18 protein-coding genes and 1 pseudogene are annotated in these 19,003 nt (G+C 68.3%); 13 read left to right on the forward strand and 6 right to left on the reverse strand.

Annotation, left to right across the window (positions count from 1 at the left end; all coding sequences use genetic code 11):
* The first annotated feature begins 32 nt into the window (after positions 1–32).
* A complete protein-coding gene (locus BOQ54_RS15595; protein WP_071924541.1) occupies positions 33–761 on the forward strand; it encodes a cytochrome c oxidase assembly protein in 729 nt (242 codons plus the stop codon).
* Positions 758–1,270, forward strand: a complete 513-nt coding sequence (locus BOQ54_RS15600) for a CopD family protein (RefSeq protein ID WP_071924242.1) — start codon at positions 758–760, stop codon at positions 1,268–1,270. The genes BOQ54_RS15595 and BOQ54_RS15600 overlap by 4 nt, the downstream gene beginning before the upstream one ends.
* Here BOQ54_RS15600 and BOQ54_RS15605 read toward each other — a convergent pair.
* Positions 1,234–1,734: a DUF2231 domain-containing protein gene (locus BOQ54_RS15605; protein ID WP_071924243.1), complete on the reverse strand. Its 501-nt coding sequence runs from the start codon at positions 1,732–1,734 to the stop codon at positions 1,234–1,236. The genes BOQ54_RS15600 and BOQ54_RS15605 overlap by 37 nt on opposite strands.
* Positions 1,735–1,749: 15 nt before the next feature.
* Here BOQ54_RS15605 and coxB point away from each other — a divergent pair, with 15 nt between their 5' ends.
* The 3 genes from coxB to BOQ54_RS15620 are packed head-to-tail and all read left to right on the forward strand — an operon-like array spanning position 1,750 to position 5,350.
* Complete coding sequence (coxB, locus tag BOQ54_RS15610; RefSeq protein WP_071924540.1) at positions 1,750–2,445, forward strand: cytochrome c oxidase subunit II; 696 nt, start codon at positions 1,750–1,752, stop codon at positions 2,443–2,445.
* Positions 2,442–4,991 carry a cytochrome c oxidase subunit I gene (gene ctaD / locus BOQ54_RS15615; RefSeq protein WP_071924244.1) on the forward strand — a complete coding sequence of 850 codons (2,550 nt, stop codon included), beginning with the start codon at positions 2,442–2,444 and terminating at the stop codon, positions 4,989–4,991. The genes coxB and ctaD overlap by 4 nt, the downstream gene beginning before the upstream one ends.
* Complete coding sequence (locus BOQ54_RS15620) at positions 4,988–5,350, forward strand: hypothetical protein (RefSeq protein WP_055460439.1); 363 nt, start codon at positions 4,988–4,990, stop codon at positions 5,348–5,350. Before ctaD ends, BOQ54_RS15620 begins: the two co-directional genes overlap by 4 nt.
* A 106-nt stretch (positions 5,351–5,456) precedes the next feature.
* On the opposite strand, the gene BOQ54_RS15625 is transcribed toward BOQ54_RS15620, so the two are convergent.
* Both BOQ54_RS15625 and BOQ54_RS20080 read right to left on the reverse strand, forming a co-directional pair.
* Positions 5,457–6,236, reverse strand: a complete 780-nt coding sequence (locus tag BOQ54_RS15625) for a 4'-phosphopantetheinyl transferase family protein (RefSeq protein ID WP_245316350.1) — start codon at positions 6,234–6,236, stop codon at positions 5,457–5,459.
* Positions 6,233–6,490: a hypothetical protein gene (locus BOQ54_RS20080; protein ID WP_186437998.1), complete on the reverse strand. Its 258-nt coding sequence runs from the start codon at positions 6,488–6,490 to the stop codon at positions 6,233–6,235. Before BOQ54_RS20080 ends, BOQ54_RS15625 begins: the two co-directional genes overlap by 4 nt.
* A 171-nt stretch (positions 6,491–6,661) precedes the next feature.
* On the opposite strand from BOQ54_RS20080, the gene BOQ54_RS15635 reads away from it, so the two are divergent.
* Complete coding sequence (locus BOQ54_RS15635; RefSeq protein WP_071924247.1) at positions 6,662–9,055, forward strand: heavy metal translocating P-type ATPase; 2,394 nt, start codon at positions 6,662–6,664, stop codon at positions 9,053–9,055.
* A 29-nt stretch (positions 9,056–9,084) separates the two neighbouring features.
* Positions 9,085–9,245, forward strand: a pseudogene (locus BOQ54_RS20300) (FAD-dependent oxidoreductase); the annotation flags it as partial.
* Positions 9,246–9,374: 129 nt separating this feature from the next.
* Here the strand turns inward: BOQ54_RS20300 and BOQ54_RS15640 are convergent.
* From BOQ54_RS15640 to BOQ54_RS15650, 3 genes are read right to left on the reverse strand one after another with little or no spacing between them, the layout of a single operon-like run.
* Positions 9,375–10,124 carry an ABC transporter ATP-binding protein gene (locus BOQ54_RS15640; protein ID WP_055460435.1) on the reverse strand — a complete coding sequence of 250 codons (750 nt, stop codon included), beginning with the start codon at positions 10,122–10,124 and terminating at the stop codon, positions 9,375–9,377.
* A gap of 11 nt (positions 10,125–10,135) precedes the next feature.
* On the reverse strand, positions 10,136–10,906 hold the full coding sequence (locus BOQ54_RS15645) for an ABC transporter permease (RefSeq protein WP_055460434.1): 771 nt from the start codon (positions 10,904–10,906) through the stop codon (positions 10,136–10,138).
* Between the two features lie 29 nt (positions 10,907–10,935).
* Positions 10,936–12,048, reverse strand: a complete 1,113-nt coding sequence (locus BOQ54_RS15650) for a glycosyltransferase family 2 protein (protein WP_186437999.1) — start codon at positions 12,046–12,048, stop codon at positions 10,936–10,938.
* A 344-nt stretch (positions 12,049–12,392) separates the two neighbouring features.
* Between BOQ54_RS15650 and BOQ54_RS15655 the strand changes: the two genes are divergently transcribed.
* The 6 genes from BOQ54_RS15655 (at position 12,393) to BOQ54_RS15680 (ending at position 18,989) form a co-directional block, all read left to right on the forward strand.
* On the forward strand, positions 12,393–14,222 hold the full coding sequence (locus BOQ54_RS15655; RefSeq protein ID WP_083586003.1) for a glycosyltransferase family 2 protein: 1,830 nt from the start codon (positions 12,393–12,395) through the stop codon (positions 14,220–14,222).
* A gap of 167 nt (positions 14,223–14,389) precedes the next feature.
* Positions 14,390–15,451, forward strand: a complete 1,062-nt coding sequence (gene rfbB, locus BOQ54_RS15660; RefSeq protein ID WP_071924250.1) for a dTDP-glucose 4,6-dehydratase — start codon at positions 14,390–14,392, stop codon at positions 15,449–15,451.
* A gap of 23 nt (positions 15,452–15,474) precedes the next feature.
* On the forward strand, positions 15,475–16,032 hold the full coding sequence (gene rfbC / locus BOQ54_RS15665) for a dTDP-4-dehydrorhamnose 3,5-epimerase (RefSeq protein WP_071924251.1): 558 nt from the start codon (positions 15,475–15,477) through the stop codon (positions 16,030–16,032).
* Positions 16,033–16,043: 11 nt separating this feature from the next.
* Positions 16,044–16,952 carry a dTDP-4-dehydrorhamnose reductase gene (rfbD, locus tag BOQ54_RS15670; RefSeq protein ID WP_071924543.1) on the forward strand — a complete coding sequence of 303 codons (909 nt, stop codon included), beginning with the start codon at positions 16,044–16,046 and terminating at the stop codon, positions 16,950–16,952.
* A complete protein-coding gene (rfbA, locus tag BOQ54_RS15675) occupies positions 16,949–17,869 on the forward strand; it encodes a glucose-1-phosphate thymidylyltransferase RfbA (protein ID WP_055460510.1) in 921 nt (306 codons plus the stop codon). The genes rfbD and rfbA overlap by 4 nt, the downstream gene beginning before the upstream one ends.
* Positions 17,870–18,023: 154 nt before the next feature.
* A complete protein-coding gene (locus tag BOQ54_RS15680) occupies positions 18,024–18,989 on the forward strand; it encodes an isoaspartyl peptidase/L-asparaginase family protein (protein ID WP_071924252.1) in 966 nt (321 codons plus the stop codon).
* The last annotated feature ends 14 nt before the right edge of the window (positions 18,990–19,003 follow it).

The following is a 19,003-nucleotide window of genomic DNA, read 5'->3' on the forward strand; positions in this document are numbered from 1 at the left end:
GTGACACGGCCGCTCGAACGCCGAGGCCCATGATGGACGAGATCTACTGCGGTCCCGCGCCGACGCCAGCGACCCTGCCGGCGAGCTGGAATACCGACGCGGCCGCGGCTGTCCTGTGCCTTCTCCTCATCGCGCTCTATGCCATGCGGGGCGAGCGCGACCGGCGCGCCGCCTTCGCGCTGGCGGTGCTGCTCGTCGCCGCGCTGTTCATGTCGCCGCTCTGCGCCCTGACGGCGGCGCTGTTTTCGGCCCGCGCTGTCCACCACGTGCTGCTCGTCGCCGTGGCAGCGCCTCTGCTCGCCGCGAGTTTCCCCACCCGCAGCGGCGGCCGGCCAAGGGGCCTCGCGCTCCTCGTCGCCCTTCACGGCCTCGTGTTCTGGGCCTGGCACGCGCCGGCACTCTATGACGCCGCCATCCGCTCGCCGGGGCTCTACTGGCTGATGCAGCTGAGCCTGCTCGGCACGGGCGTCCTCCTGTGGCGGGCGGTGCTGCGCGATACCCGCACCGGCGCGGCGCTCCTCGTGCTGCTCGCGACGGTGGTGCAGATGGGCTTCCTCGGCGCGCTGCTCACCTTCGCCCGGGAACCGCTGTACCAGGCTCATTTCCTGACGACGGCGGCCTTCGGCCTCGACCCGCGGCAGGACCAGCAGCTCGCGGGTCTCGTCATGTGGGTGCCGGCGGCGCTGCCCTATCTCGCCGCCGCGCTCTACCTGGCATTCGTGCGGCTCGGTGCCGGCACGGCGGAGCCGCGGGCGGGATGATCTGGCTCAAGCTCGTGCATATCGCCGCCATCGCGCTGTGGAGCGGCGCCCTCATCAGCCTGCCGGCCCTCTACGTCCAGCGCGCGCATGTCGACAGCACGGCTTCCCTCCACCGCCTGCAGGCGCTCGTGCGGTTTCTCTACGTCAACGTGCTGTCGCCCGCCGCCTTCCTCGCCATCGCCTCCGGAACCGCCCTCATCTTCCTGCGCGAGACGTTCGAGCCCTGGTTTTCGCTGAAGCTCGCCCTCGCCGGGGCAATGACCGCCATCCACATCATGACGGGTCAGGTCATCATCCGGCTCTTTGACGCGGATGAGATCTACCCCCTGTGGCGCTTCACGGCCACAACACTGCTGACACTCGCCGTGGTCACGTCGATCCTGACCGTCGTGCTGGGCAAGCCCGACCTGCCGGCCCTGCTACCCGATGCCTTTGGCGAGCCGGGGGCGCTGCGCCGCCTGATTCTGCGGCCTCAGTCCCTGTCCGAAATCATGAGGCCGATACCGTGATCGAAAACGAGCTTGCCGCCGTGCCAGCCCGCCATCCCTGTCAGGACCATGGCCAGGGCCGAAACGAGCAGCCCGTGTGGCAGTACCTCGATGTCGCCGGAAAGGCGCAGGCCCCAGTTCAAGCCCATGACGGCGATGAGGCTCATCGCGGCCACCGCGTGGCTCCAGCTCGCCACGCGCACCCGGATGCCCGGCACGAGCAGCAGCTCGGCGGTGCCGACAAGGCCCGCGCCGATGCCGGCGGCGAAGGCGCCGCCCGAGGACCACAGGCCCGCCCGCACCCAGAACGGATCCCCGCTCCACCAGTAGAAGACATCGCAGCCCAGGGTCACGACGACGAGCGCGATGGGGAAATGCACGGTCATGGCATGGATGGGATGGCCGGCCACCGCGACGGTGGAACTCGTGTCCTTCCCCGCGACCTCCTCCATGACCGGATTGGGCGCCTCGCTCTTGTCGTTCATCGCATTCCTCGACCGATCTCGAACAACGTCGGCCCACATCCATGGTTCCACCGCGCCGCCGCCGGTGCCGCGGCCCTTCCCGCCGCCGGCTGCAGCGGCGACTACTCGACGCTCGCCCCCGCGGGCCCCGCGGCCGAGGCCATCGCGCTCATCTGGTGGATCATGCTCGCCGGCGCGACCATCATTTTCCTCGCGACATCGCTGGCGCTCGCGGGCGCCTTCATCCCTTCCATCCGCCCTCTCCTGACGCCGAAGCGGCTCATCCTGTGGGGCGGGCTCGTCGTTCCCTCGCTCGGGCTCACCGCGCTGGTCGCGGGCGCCTTCACGCTCGGCGAGCGCCTGCTGCCGCGCCAGGGCGCCGAGACCCTGCGCATCGAGGTCGTCGCGCGCCAGTTCGCGTGGGAGTTCCGCTATCCCGGCACGCCAGTGGCGACGCGGGACGTGCTGCACATCCCGGTTGGGCGTGACATCGATTTCGCCGTGACCAGCGAGGACGTCATCCATTCCTTCTGGATCCCGCGGCTCGGGGGCAAGATCGACGCCATCCCGGGCCATAAAAACATCGTGCGGCTGAGGGCCGACGCCCCAGGCAACTATGGCGGCATCTGCGCCGAATATTGCGGCAAGGGCCATGCGCCGATGCGCTTCACCGTCATCGCCCACGCGCCGGAGGACTACGAGGCGGCGCTGACCTCGGAGGCCGCGCGATGACGACGGCTCCGCACCAATCGCGCGAGGCCCCGCCGGCCGCGCCTCCCTCCGCCCTCCGCCTGCACCGGGAACTGTCGGCGATCTGGGGCACGCCGCCCGGCTGGGGACGGCTCTCGGCGGTCAACCACACCATTCTCGGCAAGCGCTTCATCATCGCCGCCTTCGTCTTCTTCGTCATCGGCGGCCTGCTCGCCATGCTGATCCGCGTGCAGCTCGCCACCTCGGGCAGCGCCTTCGTCGGACCGGAGATCTACGGCCAGATCTTCACCATGCATGGCACGGTCATGATGTTCCTGTTCGCGATCCCGATGTTCGAGGGCTTCGCGATCTACCTGCTGCCCAAGCTGCTCGGTGCGCGCGACATGGCCTTCCCGCGCCTCACCGCCTACGGCTTCTGGTGCTACGTGCTCGGCGGCTCGATCCTCGTCGGCGCCATGCTCGCCGGCGTCGCGCCTGCGAGCGGCTGGTTCATGTACACGCCGCTCTCCTCCTCCGCCTATACGCCCGGCATCAGCGCCGACGTCTGGCTGCTCGGCATCACCTTCGTCGAGATCTCGGCGCTCGCGGCGGCGGTCGAGATCATCGTCACGGTGCTGAAGCTGCGCGCGCCCGGCATGTCCCTCGACCGCATGCCGATCATGGCGTGGTACCTGCTGATCGTCGCCTTCATGATGCTCTTCGGCTTCCCGCCGCTGATCCTCGGCTCGATCCTCCTCGAGCTCGAGCGCGCCGCGGACCTGCCCTTCTTCGACCCGACGCGGGGCGGCGATCCCCTGCTCTGGCAGCACCTGTTCTGGCTCTTCGCTCATCCCGAGGTCTACATCATCTTCCTGCCGGCGGCCGGGGCGATATCGACCATCCTCCCGACCTTCGCCCGCCATGAGCTCGTCGGCTACCGCATCATCGTCGTGGCCGTGATCGCGGTGGCCTTCCTTTCCTTCGGGCTGTGGGTGCACCACATGTTCACCGTTGGCATCCCGCATCTGGCGCTCGCCTTCTTCTCGGCCGCCAGCGGGCTGGTGGCGATCCCCACCGCCGTGCAGATCTTCGCCTGGATCGCCACCCTGGCGCAGGGACGCCTGCGCTGGGACGTGCCGATGCTCTATCTCGCCGGCTTCTTCGTCATCTTCGTCATCGGCGGGCTGACCGGCGTCATGGTCGCCATGGTGCCATTCAATCACCAGGCCCACGACACGCACTTCATCGTCGCGCACCTGCACTATGTGCTGATCGGCGGCTTCGTCTTCCCGATGATGGCGGCCACCTATTACTGGCTCCCGCACTTCACGGGCCGCCTCGCCGACCACCGCCTGTCCGTCCCGGCTTTCTGGCTGATCTTCGGCGGTTTCAACCTCACCTTCTTCCTGATGCATCTGACGGGCCTCCTCGGCATGCCGCGGCGCGTCGCGACCTATGCCGCCGAGGCCGGCTGGGACTGGCTGAACCTCCTGTCCTCCGTCGGCGGCTTCGTGATGACGGCCGGCTTCGCCCTCTTCGCGGCCGACGTTCTCGTGCAGATCCGCTTCGGCAAGGGCTTTCGCCGCAATCCCCACCAGGCCCGCACCCTCGAATGGGCGATGCCCACGCCGCCCACGCCCTACGCCTTCGCCTCCCTGCCGGACATCACCGACCGGGCAGACAGGCTGGAGCCGGGGGGCCTCGGCAACCGGCTGGCGCGGGGCGAGGGCTATCTCGGCTTCGCCCGCAACCGCTGGCTCGAGACGCTTGGCGTCGACATGGTGTCCGGCAGGCCCGAGCAGCTGATCGTACTGCCGGGACCGACACGCCTGCCCCTCTGGAGCGGTCTCGCCACCTGCGCCTTCGTGCTCTGCCTGCTGTTCAAGCTCTACCTCCTGTCGCTCCTGCCACTCATCGCGGTGGTGTGGCTCTTTCTCGGCTGGACGGCGGCCACCGCCGCGAAGGCGGACCTCGGCCTTCTGCCGGTGGGCCGCGGAAGGGAGCTGCCGCCACACTGGGAGGCCGAACGACCGCCTTCATGGTGGGCGATGATCTTCACGCTCGCCGGCGACGGGACGCTCTTCCTCTCCCTCGTCTTCGGCGCGCTCTTCCTCTGGCTCGTGGCGCCGGGCTGGCCGCCGGGGGAGGTCGTCCTGCCCGCACCGGTGCCCGTGGCGGGCTGCGTCGCCGTCTCTGTGCTGGCCGCCATCGCGGGCAGGAAGGCCGTCACCGTCCTGAGAGCGGGTGGTTCGCCCGCCCTCTGGCTCGGGCTCGGCGCATTGATGCATGCGGCCACCGTCGCGCTTCTCGCCGCGCTGGCCGCCGCCGTGCCCGGCCCGACGACGCACAGCCTCCATGCCGTGACCTTCACCCTTCTCTTTTATGCCGGGCTGCATGCCGGCATCGGCCTCGTCTATGCAGGCTATTGCCTCTGGCGCCAGGGCGGCGGCTATCTCTCGCGCCGGCGCAGCCTCGACCTGCGGATCGCGGCGCTGTGGCACGACTACACGGCCGTCTCCACCATCGTCGCGCTGGCCCTTGCCGTCGCGCTGCCGCTTCTGGCCGTCGTCCCGGAGACGCGGCCATGATCGATGCAACGTCCGGCCGCAAGATCCTGCTCCTGTCGCTCGCCGCGGGCTTCGGCCTCTGGGCGGTCGCCTTCGTGGCGCTCTATGCGATGCTCTCCATCGGCTGCGCCTTCGGTTGGGACAGGGGAAGCCTCGTGCTCGGCCTGTCGCTGCAGCGCCTGCAGCTCCTTCTGCTGCTCGGGATCTTCCTCGCGCTGCACGTCGCTCTCGTCGTCGGGCTAAGCGCGCGACAGCAGCGCTCTGACACCGCGACGGACCGTTTTCTTCATTCGGCTGCCCGTCTCGCGGCCATCGCCGCCCTGGCCGCAAGTATGTTCACCTATTGCGGCACCGTCCTCCTGACCACCTGCAATCCGTGATGGCACGGTCCGTCTCAGTCGTCGGCACTGGCGACCGCCCGCCGACTTGCGGAACACCCGCCGCACATGACCGTGGACGAGGCGCGGCGGCGAGCCGCACAGCGTGTCAGAGGCGCATGCGCCAGAGATGCAGCCGCTTCGGAACGCCGTCGGAGGCAAGGGCCGCATAGGCCGGCGGCACCGACAGGTCGGTGAGCCACCACCCCGGCTGACCGGACGGATCGACGTCAAAGAACGCCCGGAACGGCGCCGCCTCGGGCTCAGTGCCGACGAAGAACGCATGCAGCGGCAAGTGCAGCCCCACACCCATGGCCTTGGTCAGCGCCTCCTTGCGCGTCCAGCAGCGCAGGAAGACGTTTTGCTTCGCGGCAGGGGCACGTTCGCCGGCGATGGCCAGCCATTCATTCACATGGAAATGCTGACGCGCGATCTCGTCGATATCGTCCATGACGCGCGCCACCTCGATGTCGATGCCCACACGCATGCCGGACGCAACGGCGATCAGCGCCATGTCCGCACTGCGCGAGGTATTGAAATCGAGGCCCTGGACACGCGCCCCTTCCCGATCGGCAAGGCACGGCCGCCTGATCCCGGTCTCACCGAAGGCGATGTCGCCGGCCGCACAGCCCAGATAGCGAGCAAGCACGAGGCGGCGCAGGATCCGCGCACGGCTGAAGCGCGCGCCATCGTGCGCGAAGCGGTAAGCCGCCGCCTTCGCCACCTCGTCGGAGCCAAGGATTCCCTCCGCCTGCGCCCAGTCGCCCTCGTCGAGAGTTGCACTCCAGACGTGCACTTCGCCGTCCGCGGGCCAGGGCGGCACGCCGGGCCCGATCGGCCAACGGTCAGGTGGTCCCGCATCATGGGTAGCTGGTTGGATCATCGTCACCGCAGGCAACAGACCGTTTCGGCACGCCGCCCCGCGAGGAAGAGCTGCACGGGCGAAGTGAGCAGGAACTGCCGATGTTCCTCACCCGTCTCTTCGCAGGGGAGCCTGGAGAAATTCATGATCAGCCGCAGCCCGAGCCTGTTGGCGCAATGGATCACATTTCGTCGGATGCAATCGATAGACCTCCCCGCCATGCCGCCGCTGCCGCCGCCGGTGAGCGGCGCGGGGCTCAGCAGTTCCGTCAGGGGAAGCAACGGCAACTCGACGATCTCAGTTGTTATTCTGATAGGTCAGTTTGCATCACTCGTCGACCGACCTCGGGAAATGAGGCGGTAACGATCGTGAACCGCCACCAAATGGTCGCTTGACCTTCCCACCGTGGAAGGGGCGATGCTTTGGTCTCCACGCCAAGGCAGAGGGTCGGCATGAGACATCCGCACGGTGGTCCTGACGGCCACGCCGACGATCGCGCGCTTGGTGCCCACGCGGGGCACCACCATCGTGACGGACCTGCGGGCGAGGCCGGGACGGTGAAGGATCCGGTCTGCGGAATGATAGTGGACCCGCACACCACGCCACATCGGGCGCAGCATGCCGGCCGCACCTATTATTTCTGCTCATCCGGGTGCCGCTCGAAATTCGAGGCGGAGCCGGCGCGATACGCCGGGCCGGCGGCGGAGCAAAAGGCCGGGGGCACCCCCGGCAAGCAGGCGATCTACACCTGCCCGATGCATCCGCAGATCCGTCAGGCGGGGCCGGGATCGTGCCCGATCTGCGGCATGGCCCTGGAGCCGGTCGTGGCCGAAGGGGACGGTGGCCACAGCCACGAACTCGTCGACATGAGCCGCCGGTTCTGGATCGGCCTGGCCCTGTCCCTGCCGATCGTTGCTCTGGAGATGGGCGGCCACCTGACGGGCCTCGGCCACTATCTCGGCCAGCAGCAGTCCAATTGGGTCCAATTGCTCCTCGCGACGCCGGTCGTGCTGTGGGCCGGCTGGCCGTTCTTCGTACGCGGCTGGCACTCGCTCGTGAACCGCAGCCTCAACATGTTCACGCTCATCGCCATGGGCACCGGCATCGCCTGGCTCTACAGCCTTATCGCGACGCTCGCCCCCGGCATCTTCCCCACCGCCTTCCGCGAGGGAGACGGGTCGGTCGCCGTCTACTTCGAGGCCGCCGCCGTGATCACCGTCCTCGTCCTCCTCGGACAAGTGCTCGAGCTCAAGGCGCGCGAGAACACCAGCGGGGCGATCCGCGCCCTGCTCGATCTCGCGCCAAGGACGGCCCGCCGGATCGGACCGGACGGAACAGAGGAGGAGGTCCAGCTCGATGCCATCGTGGCGGGCGACCGTCTCCGGGTGCGCCCGGGGGAGAAGGTGCCGGTCGACGGCGAGGTCGTCGAAGGGCGCAGTTCCGTCGACGAGTCCATGGTCACCGGCGAGTCGATGCCCGTGACCAAGGAGGTCGGCACCAAGGTCATCGGCGGCACGATGAACCGGTCCGGCGCGCTCGTGATCGAAGCGCGGAAGGTTGGTCGCGACACCATGTTGTCGCAGATCGTCCAACTCGTGGCCGAGGCGCAGCGCAGCCGCGCGCCCATCCAGCGGCTGGCCGACGAGGTCTCGAGCTATTTCGTGCCGGCGGTGATCGTTGTGGCGCTCCTCGCCTTCGCGGCCTGGGGCGTCTGGGGGCCCGAACCACGCCTCGCCTTCGGCCTCGTCGCCGCCGTTTCGGTGCTCATCATCGCCTGCCCCTGCGCGCTCGGCCTCGCCACCCCCATGTCGATCATGGTCGGCATCGGGCGGGGCGCCCAGGCAGGTGTGTTGATCAAGAACGCCGAAGCCCTGGAGCGCATGGAGAAGGTCGACACGATCGTGGTCGACAAGACGGGCACGCTGACCGAAGGCAAGCCCGCCGTCACGGCGGTCGTGCCGGCACCCGATTTCACCGAGGACGAGGTGCTGCGCCTATCGGCCAGCGTCGAGCGAGCGAGCGAGCATCCGCTCGCCGTGGCCATCGTCGAGGCGGCCGAGCGACGCGGCATCGCGACGGCTCCGGTTGCCGACTTCGACTCGCCGACCGGCAAGGGTGCGCTCGGCACGGCCGACGGCCACCATGTCGTGCTCGGCAACAAGGCCTTCCTCGCCGAGCACGGCATCGATGCCGCGCCGCTCGAGCAGCAGGGGGACGACCTTCGGCAGGACGGCGCCACGGCCATCTTCGTCGGCATCGACGGCCGTATCGCCGGCGCCATCGCCATCGCCGACCCCGTCAGGGCCTCGACGCCGCAGGCGCTCGCCGGCCTCGCCGCCGAGGGCATCCGCGTGGTGATGCTCACGGGCGACAACTGGACGACCGCCCGGGCCGTCGCGCGCCGGCTCGGCATCGAGGAGGTCGAGGCCGAGGTGCTGCCGAACGGGAAGAGTGCCGTGGTGGAGCGCTACAAGAGCGCCGGGCGCACCGTCGCCATGGCCGGCGACGGCGTGAACGATGCCCCGGCGCTTGCGACGGCGGACATCGGCATCGCCATGGGAACCGGCACCGACGTGGCCATGGAGAGCGCCGACGTGACCCTGCTCAAGGGCGACCTCACCGGGATCGTTGCGGCGCGGCACCTGTCGCGCGCCACCATGGGCAACATCCGGCAGAACCTCTTCTTCGCCTTCATCTACAATGCCCTTGGCGTGCCGGTTGCCGCGGGCGTCCTTTATCCCTTCCTCGGCATCCTGCTCTCGCCGGTCATCGCGGCGGCGGCCATGGCGCTTTCGTCCGTGAGCGTCATCGGCAACGCCATCCGCCTGCGGGCGATGAAGCTCTGACGGCCGGGCGGGGACATCGCCGCAGGCCCGGCGAGCCCTTGCCGGTCGAAGCCGTGGCGCCGATGCTGATGATCGCCTCGCGCGTGCCGCCCTCATCGCACCGGTCGTGATCGGCGCGGGGCGCAAGCTCTCCTTCAAGCAGTTCGGCAACGGCACGGTGCTGATCGGCGGCGGCCATCTCGCAACGCCCTGCCCGCCCGCGCAACCATCGGCATCGCCGACCTCGGCGCCGGAGCGCTCATCGAGGTGGTTGCCGCCGCCGCGAAAGGCCGAGTGCTCATCCGCCCGGCGAGACGCCGCACTCGCAAGCTGATTGTCGTTACGGCTGCTGCCCTTGCTGATACGCGGCCAGTATTTCGTCCACGGCGCCTTCGCGAGCGACGCACCCTCCTTGGAGAAGGATCGCCCGATTGCAGTATTGCCGTATCATTTGCGCGGAATGCGAGGCGAGAACCATGATGCGCGCGTTGTCGATCATGTGCTCGAGGCGCTCCCGCGCCTTGCGGGCAAATGTCTGATCGCCGACGCTAATGAACTCGTCCATCAGCAGTATGTCCGGTACACGGGCCGTGGAGATGGCGAAGGCGAGGCGCAGGCGCATGCCGCTCGAATAGGTGCGCATCGGCAGATGCATGAAGCCGCCAAGTTCGGAAAACTCTTCGACTTCCGGAATCCGACTGCGCGCCTCGGCGATCGACATGCCCAGGAAGACACCGCGCAGCACCACGTTGTCTGCCCCGGTCAGTTCCATATCCATGCCCATCGTCATGTCGAGCAGGGACGATACGCGGCCCTTGATCTCGGCAGCGCCGGTGGACGGCTCGTAAGCGCCCGAGAAGACGCGCAAGAGTGTCGATTTGCCAGCGCCATTGTGGCCGACGAGAGCAAGCCGGTCACCCGGAGCGAGGTCGAGAGTGATGTTCTGCAGCGCGCGCACGGTGACGGCACCATCGTCGTCCGCCTGGACCGTGCCGCCGACACGGGCGAGAAGACTGCTGCGAAGCGACCTGCTGCGCGAGTTGTAGATGGGGAAGGCAACGGAGGCGTCGCGCAGCTTGATGGAGGGCATTGCCGCCTCCTTCACAACCAGTAGACGATGCGCGCGCGAAAGCGTGCAAAAAGCGGGGCCGCGACCAGCGCCATGATGGCGATAATGACGAAGGCCCGGCCATAGAGATCCCAGCTCGGCCATTTGCCGTGAAGCGGCTCTACGACGAGCATCAGGAAAATGGCAAAGGGGTTGTAGCCGACAATGTAATGGGCCTTGTCGCCAAGCTGCTCGACGCGCCACATGATGGGCGTCAGAAAGAAAGCAACCTGCAGAAGACTCTGGATGATCTGTGGCAGATCGCGAAATCGCGTGCACAGGAGACCGATCGTGATCGCAGCGAGGAAGGCCGCAAGCAGCAGGACAACCAGCGCCGGCAGGACGAAGGCGGCGGTAGCGGGAAGCGCCACCCCAAACGCCAGATAGACCAGCACGATGATAACTACGTTGTGCGCCAGCACGAGAAGCTGGCGCACGAGGACACGCATCACAAAGGCGGTTTTCGGAAGAGCCTGCTGTCCGAGATAGTGTCCGGCTTGCGTGAAGACCGTCGTGCTGTCGGTCAGGATACCTGCAACCAACGTCCAGAAGACAATGTTCACAGACAGATAAGGTATGTATTCGTCGACCGGATGATTGAACAGATACGCGTATACGATGCCGATTCCCGCCACGAAGATGCCGGTGCTTAGCGTAATCCAGAACTGTCCGAAACGGGAGCGCTTGTAACGCTGCCTGATGTCATTGAGGCCGAGCAGCAGCCACATCTGCCAGGCACCGAACCCCGCCAGAAGGTCGTCCACGGCACGCCGCCAGTCCGTTCTACTCGGTGTCAGGGCCATTCTGTCGCACGAGGATGGGAAGGTGGGAGAGCTTGGTTGGTCGGATCAACGTCGAGGCCACGGCAGACGGCTTGGCGCTCTTGCCACGGAGGGCTCAAGCGTCTGGCCTTCGCGGCGCCAAGCATGGGCCGTGACGTACGCCGCGCATGCTGGCGCAGGCCGTGGGCTGCGCGCAGGCATGCACCGCCGACGACAGGCAGCGAGGCGATATGGAGAATGGCCGCGCCGATGCGGCGGCGATTGGGCCGCAGATGGGACAGGAGTTCGCGCAGGCCGGCCCGGGCGAGCGCAGCCGCTTCCCGATTGCCGGCCCGCTCTGCCATTGCCCAGCGGGCCAGCAGGGTCCAGCAGAAGCGCGGGGCGATTAGGTCGCGTGACGGAAACCGTTGCTCCTCCGGTCGGTCCGGGAAGCCGGCAAGGAGCTTGCGCGCGTAGATCATCAGCGACCGTTCCATCCTGACCGCATGCGAGGCCGCCCCTTCGTGCCTGCGTCGCAGCACCGTGGGCACGTCCACATGGATGTTGTGGAAACCGGCGCACATCAGACGCAGGAAGAGGTCGTCATCCTCATAGCCGCTGAGACGCTCGTCGAAGCCGCCGACCGCCGTGAAGGCGTGACGGGAGACGAGGGCCGCCGACGGAAGCACGAACATATCCTGCGCAAGGCATTCATCGAGGCTTCGTTTGGGATGCCGTCCCGGCCGGCCACGCAGGAGGGACGGCTCGAGCAGGCGCCCGCCCGCATCGACGACGGCAACGTCGCTGTAGGCCCAGCCGGTCCGGTCCGTGCCGCCGTCCACAGCTGCCTTGAGATTGGCAAGATGCTGCGGGCACCACACGTCATCCTGGTCGAGGAAGGCGATCCAGTCGCTGCGAGCTTCGGCAACGCCGATATTGCGGGCCGCGGATTGCCCGCCGTTCGGCCTGCGCAGGAGACGCAGCGGCAGACGGCCGACAAAGCGCAGGACCCGGTCCGGGCCGTCGTCGGTCGAGCCGTCATCGACGACGACGACCTCCTGCGGCGCAGCGCTTTGCGCGCAAACGCCCGCCAGAGCCTCCTCTATATGGGCCGCGCCGTTGAACAGTGGGATGACCACGGTCACGGACTCATGCACAGTGCTTGGCATCGTTTCTGCTGACCCCGACCGCGGGTGCATTCGGAACAGGAATAAACCAATCGCTCCGACTGTCCATCGGCAGCACGAGCGAATGGCTGTCGCGCTGCGGCGTGTCGGCGCGAGCGGCGGAAAAGTGCGAAACCGAAGGCACTAGCGGCCGCACCCGATTCGGTCTGCGGCGTTCCACGGCAGGCTTTGATTCGGGTCGCGCCTTGCCCGCTGCAGCGGCGCAGCGTAATTCGGCCGCAGGTGATGAGGGTACGGATGCGGTGATTCGGCCGAGGGGCCTCCGTCCTCCGGCTCGGCCGGTGACAATCGCGGAGCGGAGCTTGCTGCTATTTCCTCCACCGTCCGGCCGCTGGCGCCTCATCGACCGGCTGCGCCGGGCGGCGAAATCGTTTCCCCTGGCAGTCAAGGCCAAGCGCCGGCTCGATGCCCTGGTCGCGCGGCGGCGGGGACCGGACGCCCGCTATGCCGCCTGGGTGGCGCGCCAGTACCCGGGGCCGCAGGAGCGGGCGCGCATCGCGGCGGACGTCGCCGCCATGACCAACCCGCCGCTCATTTCCGTGCTGATGCCGGTGTACGAGACGGACCCGTGCTGGCTCGGCGCCGCAATCGGATCGATCCGTGCCCAGCTCTATCCCCATTGGGAGTTGTGCCTGTCCGACGATGCCTCGACGCGCGCCGACGTGCGCGCCATGCTCACGGCGGCGGCCGCGGAGGACGGGCGTATCAAGCTTCATCTGCGCGCCGAACGAGGCCACATCAGCGCCAACACCAACTCGGCTCTTGCCCTGGCGAGCGGCGAGTTCGTCGCGCTCCTCGATGCCGACGACGAACTGCCACCGGACGCACTCTACTGGATCGCGCGCGAAATCGTCGCACATCCGGACGTCGACATGATCTTTTCCGACGAGGACAAGATCAATGCGAAGGGCCGGCGCTTCGATCCCCACTTCAAGGGCGACTGGAACCCGTCCTTGATGCTCGGCCAGAACGCCTTCTCGCATCTCGGCGTCTTCCGCCGCTCGCTTGTCGCCGCGTCGGGCGGGCTGCGTGAGGGCTTCGAAGGCTCCCAGGACCACGACCTCGCGCTGCGCTGCGCCGAGCTGACGGAGCCGGCGCGCATCCGCCACGTGCCGCGCGTGCTCTATCATTGGCGCGCCCTGCCGCAGTCGACCGCGTCGTCGCCCGCGGTCAAGCCCTATGCCTGGCAGGCCGGGCGCCGAGCGATCCTCGAGCACCTCGCTCGGCAGGGCATCGCGGCTGAAGTCGAGCCCGGCGTCGGCGGCTTCTACCGCGTGCGCTATGCCCGGCTCGCGGATTGGCCGCTTGTCTCCATCATCGTGCCGAGCCGCCTCGGCGAGGTCGCCCGCCGCTCGCTCGATGCGCTACTCGCCGGCTCCACCTATCCGCATTTCGAGGTGATCCTTGCCGTGGGAACGGGTGATGCCGCCCGGCCCGAGGCTGCGGCCTACCTCGCCGCCCTGGGCGGGCAAAGGCGGCTGCGCGTGGTCACCTACGAGCGGGCACCCTTCAACTATTCCTGGGTCAACAACCACGCTGCGCGCCAAGCGCGGGGAGATTATCTCTGCTTCCTCAACGACGACGTGACACCGATCACGCCCGACTGGCTGGAGGAGATGGTGCTGCGCGCCCGACTGCCGGGGGTAGGGGCGGTCGGGGCGATGCTCTACTATCCTGACGATACGATCCAGCATGCTGGCGTCATCCTCGGCATCGGTGGCGTGGCGGATCATGCCCACCGGCACGTGCGGCGCGGCAGCCCGGGCTATTTCGGCCGGGCGGCGCTCGACCAGGACCTATCCTGCGTCACCGCCGCGGCGATGGTGATGCCGCGGCGCCTCTTCGAGGCGCTCGGCGGCTTCGACGAAGCGCTACCCTGCGCCTTCAACGACGTTGACCTGTGCCTGCGCATCCGCCGGGCGGGCCAGCGCATCCTGTGGACGCCGCAGGCTGAACTCTACCATCATGAATCGCTGACCTTCGGCCCGCACGATTCGCCCGAGCGCACGGGCCAGTTCCTCAAGGACGTGGCCGAGATGCGCCGCCGCTGGGCGACAGCGCTCGATGCTGATCCGTTCTATAACCCAAACCTGTCGCGTGATATGCGCCGGCACTGGGAAGTGACGGGCTGACCGGCTTTCCACCAAGGGCTTGCCCGCATGCCGGCGAGATGCCAAAAAAGCCGCCCGCATTGCGCAGGAGGAAAGGACTTCCACCGGCTCCATGCGCAATCTGACGCCATTGCTTGAGCCATGCGGAACGCTCGTTTCAACAGCGCACAGGCCGTTCGGGAGGAGCCATGGCACGACGCTTTCTGGTCACCGGCGGCGCAGGGTTCATCGGCTCGGCAGTCGTGCGGCGTCTCATAGCGGAAACCGAGCACGAGGTCCTTGTGCTCGACAAGCTGACGTACGCCGGCAATCCCGATTCGCTCGCGCCCGTGGCGGGCAGCAACCGCTTCCACTTTCTCAAGGCCGACATCTGCGACCGCGCGGCCGTGGGCACGGCGATGGCGGATTTCTCGCCCGATGTGGTCATGCATCTCGCCGCCGAAAGCCATGTCGACCGCTCCATCGACGGGCCGGCTGCCTTCGTGACGACCAACGTCGTCGGCACGACCACCTTGCTGGAGGCGGCGCTCGCCCACTGGCGCACCCTGCCGGAGGGGCGTCGCCGGGATTTCCGTTTCCATCACATCTCGACGGACGAGGTCTTCGGCTCGCTGGGACCGGAGGGCTACTTCACCGAGGCAAGCCCCTACGACCCGCGCTCGCCCTATTCTGCCTCGAAGGCGGCGAGCGACCATTTCGTGCGCGCTTTCCACCACACCTACGGCCTGCCCGTCGTGGTGACGAACTGTTCCAACAACTACGGGCCCTACCATTTCCCCGAAAAGCTCATCCCGTTGATGATCCTCAACGGACTCGAAGGGCGGCCGCTGCCGGTCTACGGCACGGGCGACAATGTACGCGACTGGCTCTATGTCGACGACCACGCGCGGGCCTTGCTCATCTCGGTGCAAGAGGGAGCTGTCGGCGCCACCTATTGCATCGGCGGCCACAACGAGCGCAGCAACATCGAAGTTGTGCGCGCCATCTGCGCGCTGCTCGACGAGATGGCGCCCGATCCGACCATCGGCCCGCGCGAAACGCTGATCACTTTCGTGGCCGACCGGCCGGGCCACGACCGGCGCTATGCCATCGATGCGGGGCGGATCGCCGCCGAGCTCGGCTGGCGGCCGGCCGAGAGCTTCGAGAGCGGCCTCGCCAAGACGGTGCGCTGGTATCTCGACAACCGCGACTGGTGGCAGCGCGTGCGCGACGGGATCTATCGCGGCGAGCGGCTGGGCACGGGCGCCTGAGAGCAATAACGGATCGAGGAGCCATGCTGACCATCGAGGACACCGCCATTCCGGCGGTGAAGATCATCACCACCCGGCGCTTCGGCGACGAGCGGGGCTTCTTCACGGAGACCTGGAACCGCCGCCGCTTCGCCGAGGCTGGCATCGATCTCGATTTCGTGCAGGACAACCACTCGCTCTCCGGTCCCGCCGGGACCGTGCGCGGGCTGCACTTCCAGAGCCCGCCCTTCGCGCAGGACAAGCTCGTGCGCGTCGTGCGCGGCCGCATCCTCGACGTCGCGGTCGACATCCGCCGGTCTTCGCCCACCTACGGCCGCCACGTGGCGGTGGAGCTGTCGGCCGAAAACGGGCGCCAGCTCCTCGTGCCGGTCGGCTTCGCGCACGGCTTCTGCACGCTCGAGCCGGACACCGAGGTGATCTACAAGGTCACCGCCTATTACGCGCCCGAGCACGACCACGGCCTCGCCTTCGACGACCCCGATCTCGCGATCGACTGGCCGGTGGCACGCGCGGCGGCCATCCTGTCCGGCAAGGACCGCACCCATCCGCGCCTCGCCGAGCTGCCGGAGTATTTTTCGTGAGCGCGCAGCCGCTGCGCATCGCCGTCACGGGCCGCGAGGGCCAGGTGGCGCGGGCGCTCGTGGAGCGCGGCCGCGCCCTCGGCGTCGAGGTCGTTCCCCTCGGCCGGCCGGCGCTCGACCTGATGGCGCCCGCAACGATCCTGCCGGCCCTCGCGGCCGCGGCGCCGCAGGTCATCGTCAATGCGGCCGCCTATACGGCCGTCGACAAGGCCGAGAGCGAGCCGGAGCTCGCCCATGCCGTCAACGAAGCGGGCGCCGGCGCGGTCGCGGCGGCGGCGGCGCGGCTCGGCGTGCCGGTGGTGCATCTGTCGACGGACTACGTCTTCGACGGGCATATCGGCCGGCCGCACCGGGAGGAGGACGCGCCTTCCCCAGTGAACGTCTACGGCCGCTCGAAACTCGCCGGCGAAGCCGCGGTCGCCGCAGCCGCGCCGGACCATGCGATCCTGCGGGTCGCCTGGGTGTACAGCCCCGTTGGCCGCAATTTCGTCCGCACCATGCTGACGCTCGCGGAAAACCGCGACGTCGTGCGCGTCGTGGCGGATCAACGCGGCACCCCGACCTCCGCCCTTGCCATCGCCGACGGCATCATCGCGGTGGCGCGCAACCTCGTGGCGCGGCCGGGCGAGGTGGCCCTGCGCGGCCTCTTCCACATGAGTGCATCGGGGGAAGCGACCTGGGCCGACCTCGCCGAGGCCGTCTTTGCCGAAAGCGCGATGCGCGGCGGCCCATCCGCCCGAGTCGAGCGCATCGGCACGGCCGATTATCCGACGCCCGCGGCCCGCGCGCCGGACACGCGGCTCGACTGTAGCCGGATCGCGGCGGTGCACGGCGTTGCGCTGCCGCCCTGGCGCGTCTCGCTCGCCGGGGTCGTGGCGCGCTGCCTTGCCGCCGAAGAAGGGAAATGGAGAAGGGCATGAAGGGCATCATTCTCGCTGGCGGCAGCGGCACGCGGTTGCATCCGATGACGCATGTCGTCTCCAAGCAGTTGCTGCCGGTCTACGACAAGCCGATGATCTATTACCCGCTGACGACGCTGATGCTCGCCGGCATCCGCGAGATCATGGTCATCTCGACGCCGGCCGACCTGCCGCGTTTCCGACAGCTGCTCGGCACCGGCGAGCAGTGGGGCCTTGCCCTGACCTATGCCGAGCAGCCACGTCCCGAAGGGCTGGCGCAGGCCTATCACATCGCGGCCGATTTCGTGGCGGGCGGCCCCTCCGCCCTCATCCTCGGCGACAATCTCTACTTCGGCCATGGCCTGACGGATCTTCTGCAGCAGGCACGACGACAGGCCCTGTCCGGGGGCGCAACGGTCTTCGCCTACCACGTCAAGGATCCGCAGCGGTACGGCATCGTGGAGTTCGACGAGGACGGGCAGGCCCGCACCATTGAGGAGAAGCCGGTGACGCCGCGCTCCAGCTGGGCGGTGACCGGCCTTTATTTCTACGACGCCGATGTGGTTGACATTGCCCGCAATCTCAAGCCCTCGACACGGGGCGAACTCGAGATCACCGATGTCAACCGCGCCTATCTGGAGCGCGGCAAGCTGTCTGTCCTGCCCATGGGGCGCGGCTATGCCTGGCTCGACACCGGCACGCCGGATAGCCTCGTCGAAGCGGCCGAATTCGTGCGGACGCTCGAGAAGCGCCAGGGCTTCCGCATCGCCTGTCCGGAGGAAATCGCCTTTGCTATGGGTCATATAGACCGCGCCCAGCTGCGCGCTCTCGGCGAGGCCCTCGGCAAGAGCGACTATGGTCGCTACGTCCTCGCGCTGGCGGACGACAGCGGCAACGTTCGAGGGCGTCGGACGAAGGTTCGTACCGCTGACGCATAACCCGGGTAAGCTGCGCGCAAGAACGCCGGTACAGCGCCGATGAACAGGTCTCGGCCGTGAACATCGGCGCGCGACAGGATAGGGTTGCGATCACGAATCGCGGCCGGCGCTCGCTGCCGGCCCTTATCTGAACCATCTATCAGCGAGGTCATTGATGAGGCCGATCGCGCTTGCCATCCATGGCGGCTGTGGCGTCATGGCGAAGCTCGACCTGAGCGAGGACGAATGGATGGCCGCGCGCGCCGATCTTGCGCGATCTCTGCAGGCGGGCTGGGCGGTCCTGACGGGCGGCGGCAGCGCGCTCGATGCGGTCGAGGCCGCGGTGGTGGTGATGGAAGACTCACCCCACTTCAATGCCGGTCACGGGGCGGCGCTCAACGCGGCGGGCGAGCATGAGCTCGACGCCGCCATCATGGACGGCAGCACGCTCGCCGCCGGGGCGGTGGCCGCCGCCAGGCGCATCCGTAATCCGGTGAAAGCGGCGCGCGCCGTCCTGGAGAGCGGTGAGGCCGTGATGCTAGCCGGCGGAGCCGCCGACGCCTTTGCGCGCGAGTCCGGCCTCGCCGTCGTCGACCCCTCGTATTTCACCACGGAGCGGCGCCTCGAGGCGCTCGCCCGGATGAAGGCCCGCGCCGCGGCCGGTACCACGCGACTGGCGAGCGAGGCGGAGAAGCGCGGCACGGTCGGCGCAGTGGCATGCGACGGCGCCGGTCGGCTCGCCGCGGCGACCTCGACCGGCGGCTATACCAACAAGCCCGTCGGGCGCGTCGGCGATTCACCCATCATCGGCGCCGGCACCTATGCGCGCGACGGCATCTGCGCCGTCTCGGGCACGGGCAAGGGGGAGTATTTCATCCGCCACGCGGTCGGCCACGAGGTGGCGAGCCGCATGGCCTATCTCGGCGAAAGCCTCACGGCTGCGGCGGCCAAGGTCATCCACGAGGACCTCGCGCCCTACGGCATCGGCGCCGGCCTCGTCGCGGTCGCGGCCGATGGCTCCGTCACGGCACCCTACAACACGGACGGCATGTTCCGTGGCTGGGTGACGGCGGAGGGACGCTTCCATGTCGCGTCCCATGCAGAGGTGTTCGAGGTGACGGAAGAATTCGCCCGGCCTTGAGACCGGGCGAGAGC

The sequence above is a fragment of the Chelatococcus daeguensis genome (assembly GCF_001887265.1).
Classification (GTDB): Bacteria; Pseudomonadota; Alphaproteobacteria; order Rhizobiales; family Beijerinckiaceae; genus Chelatococcus_A; species Chelatococcus_A sambhunathii.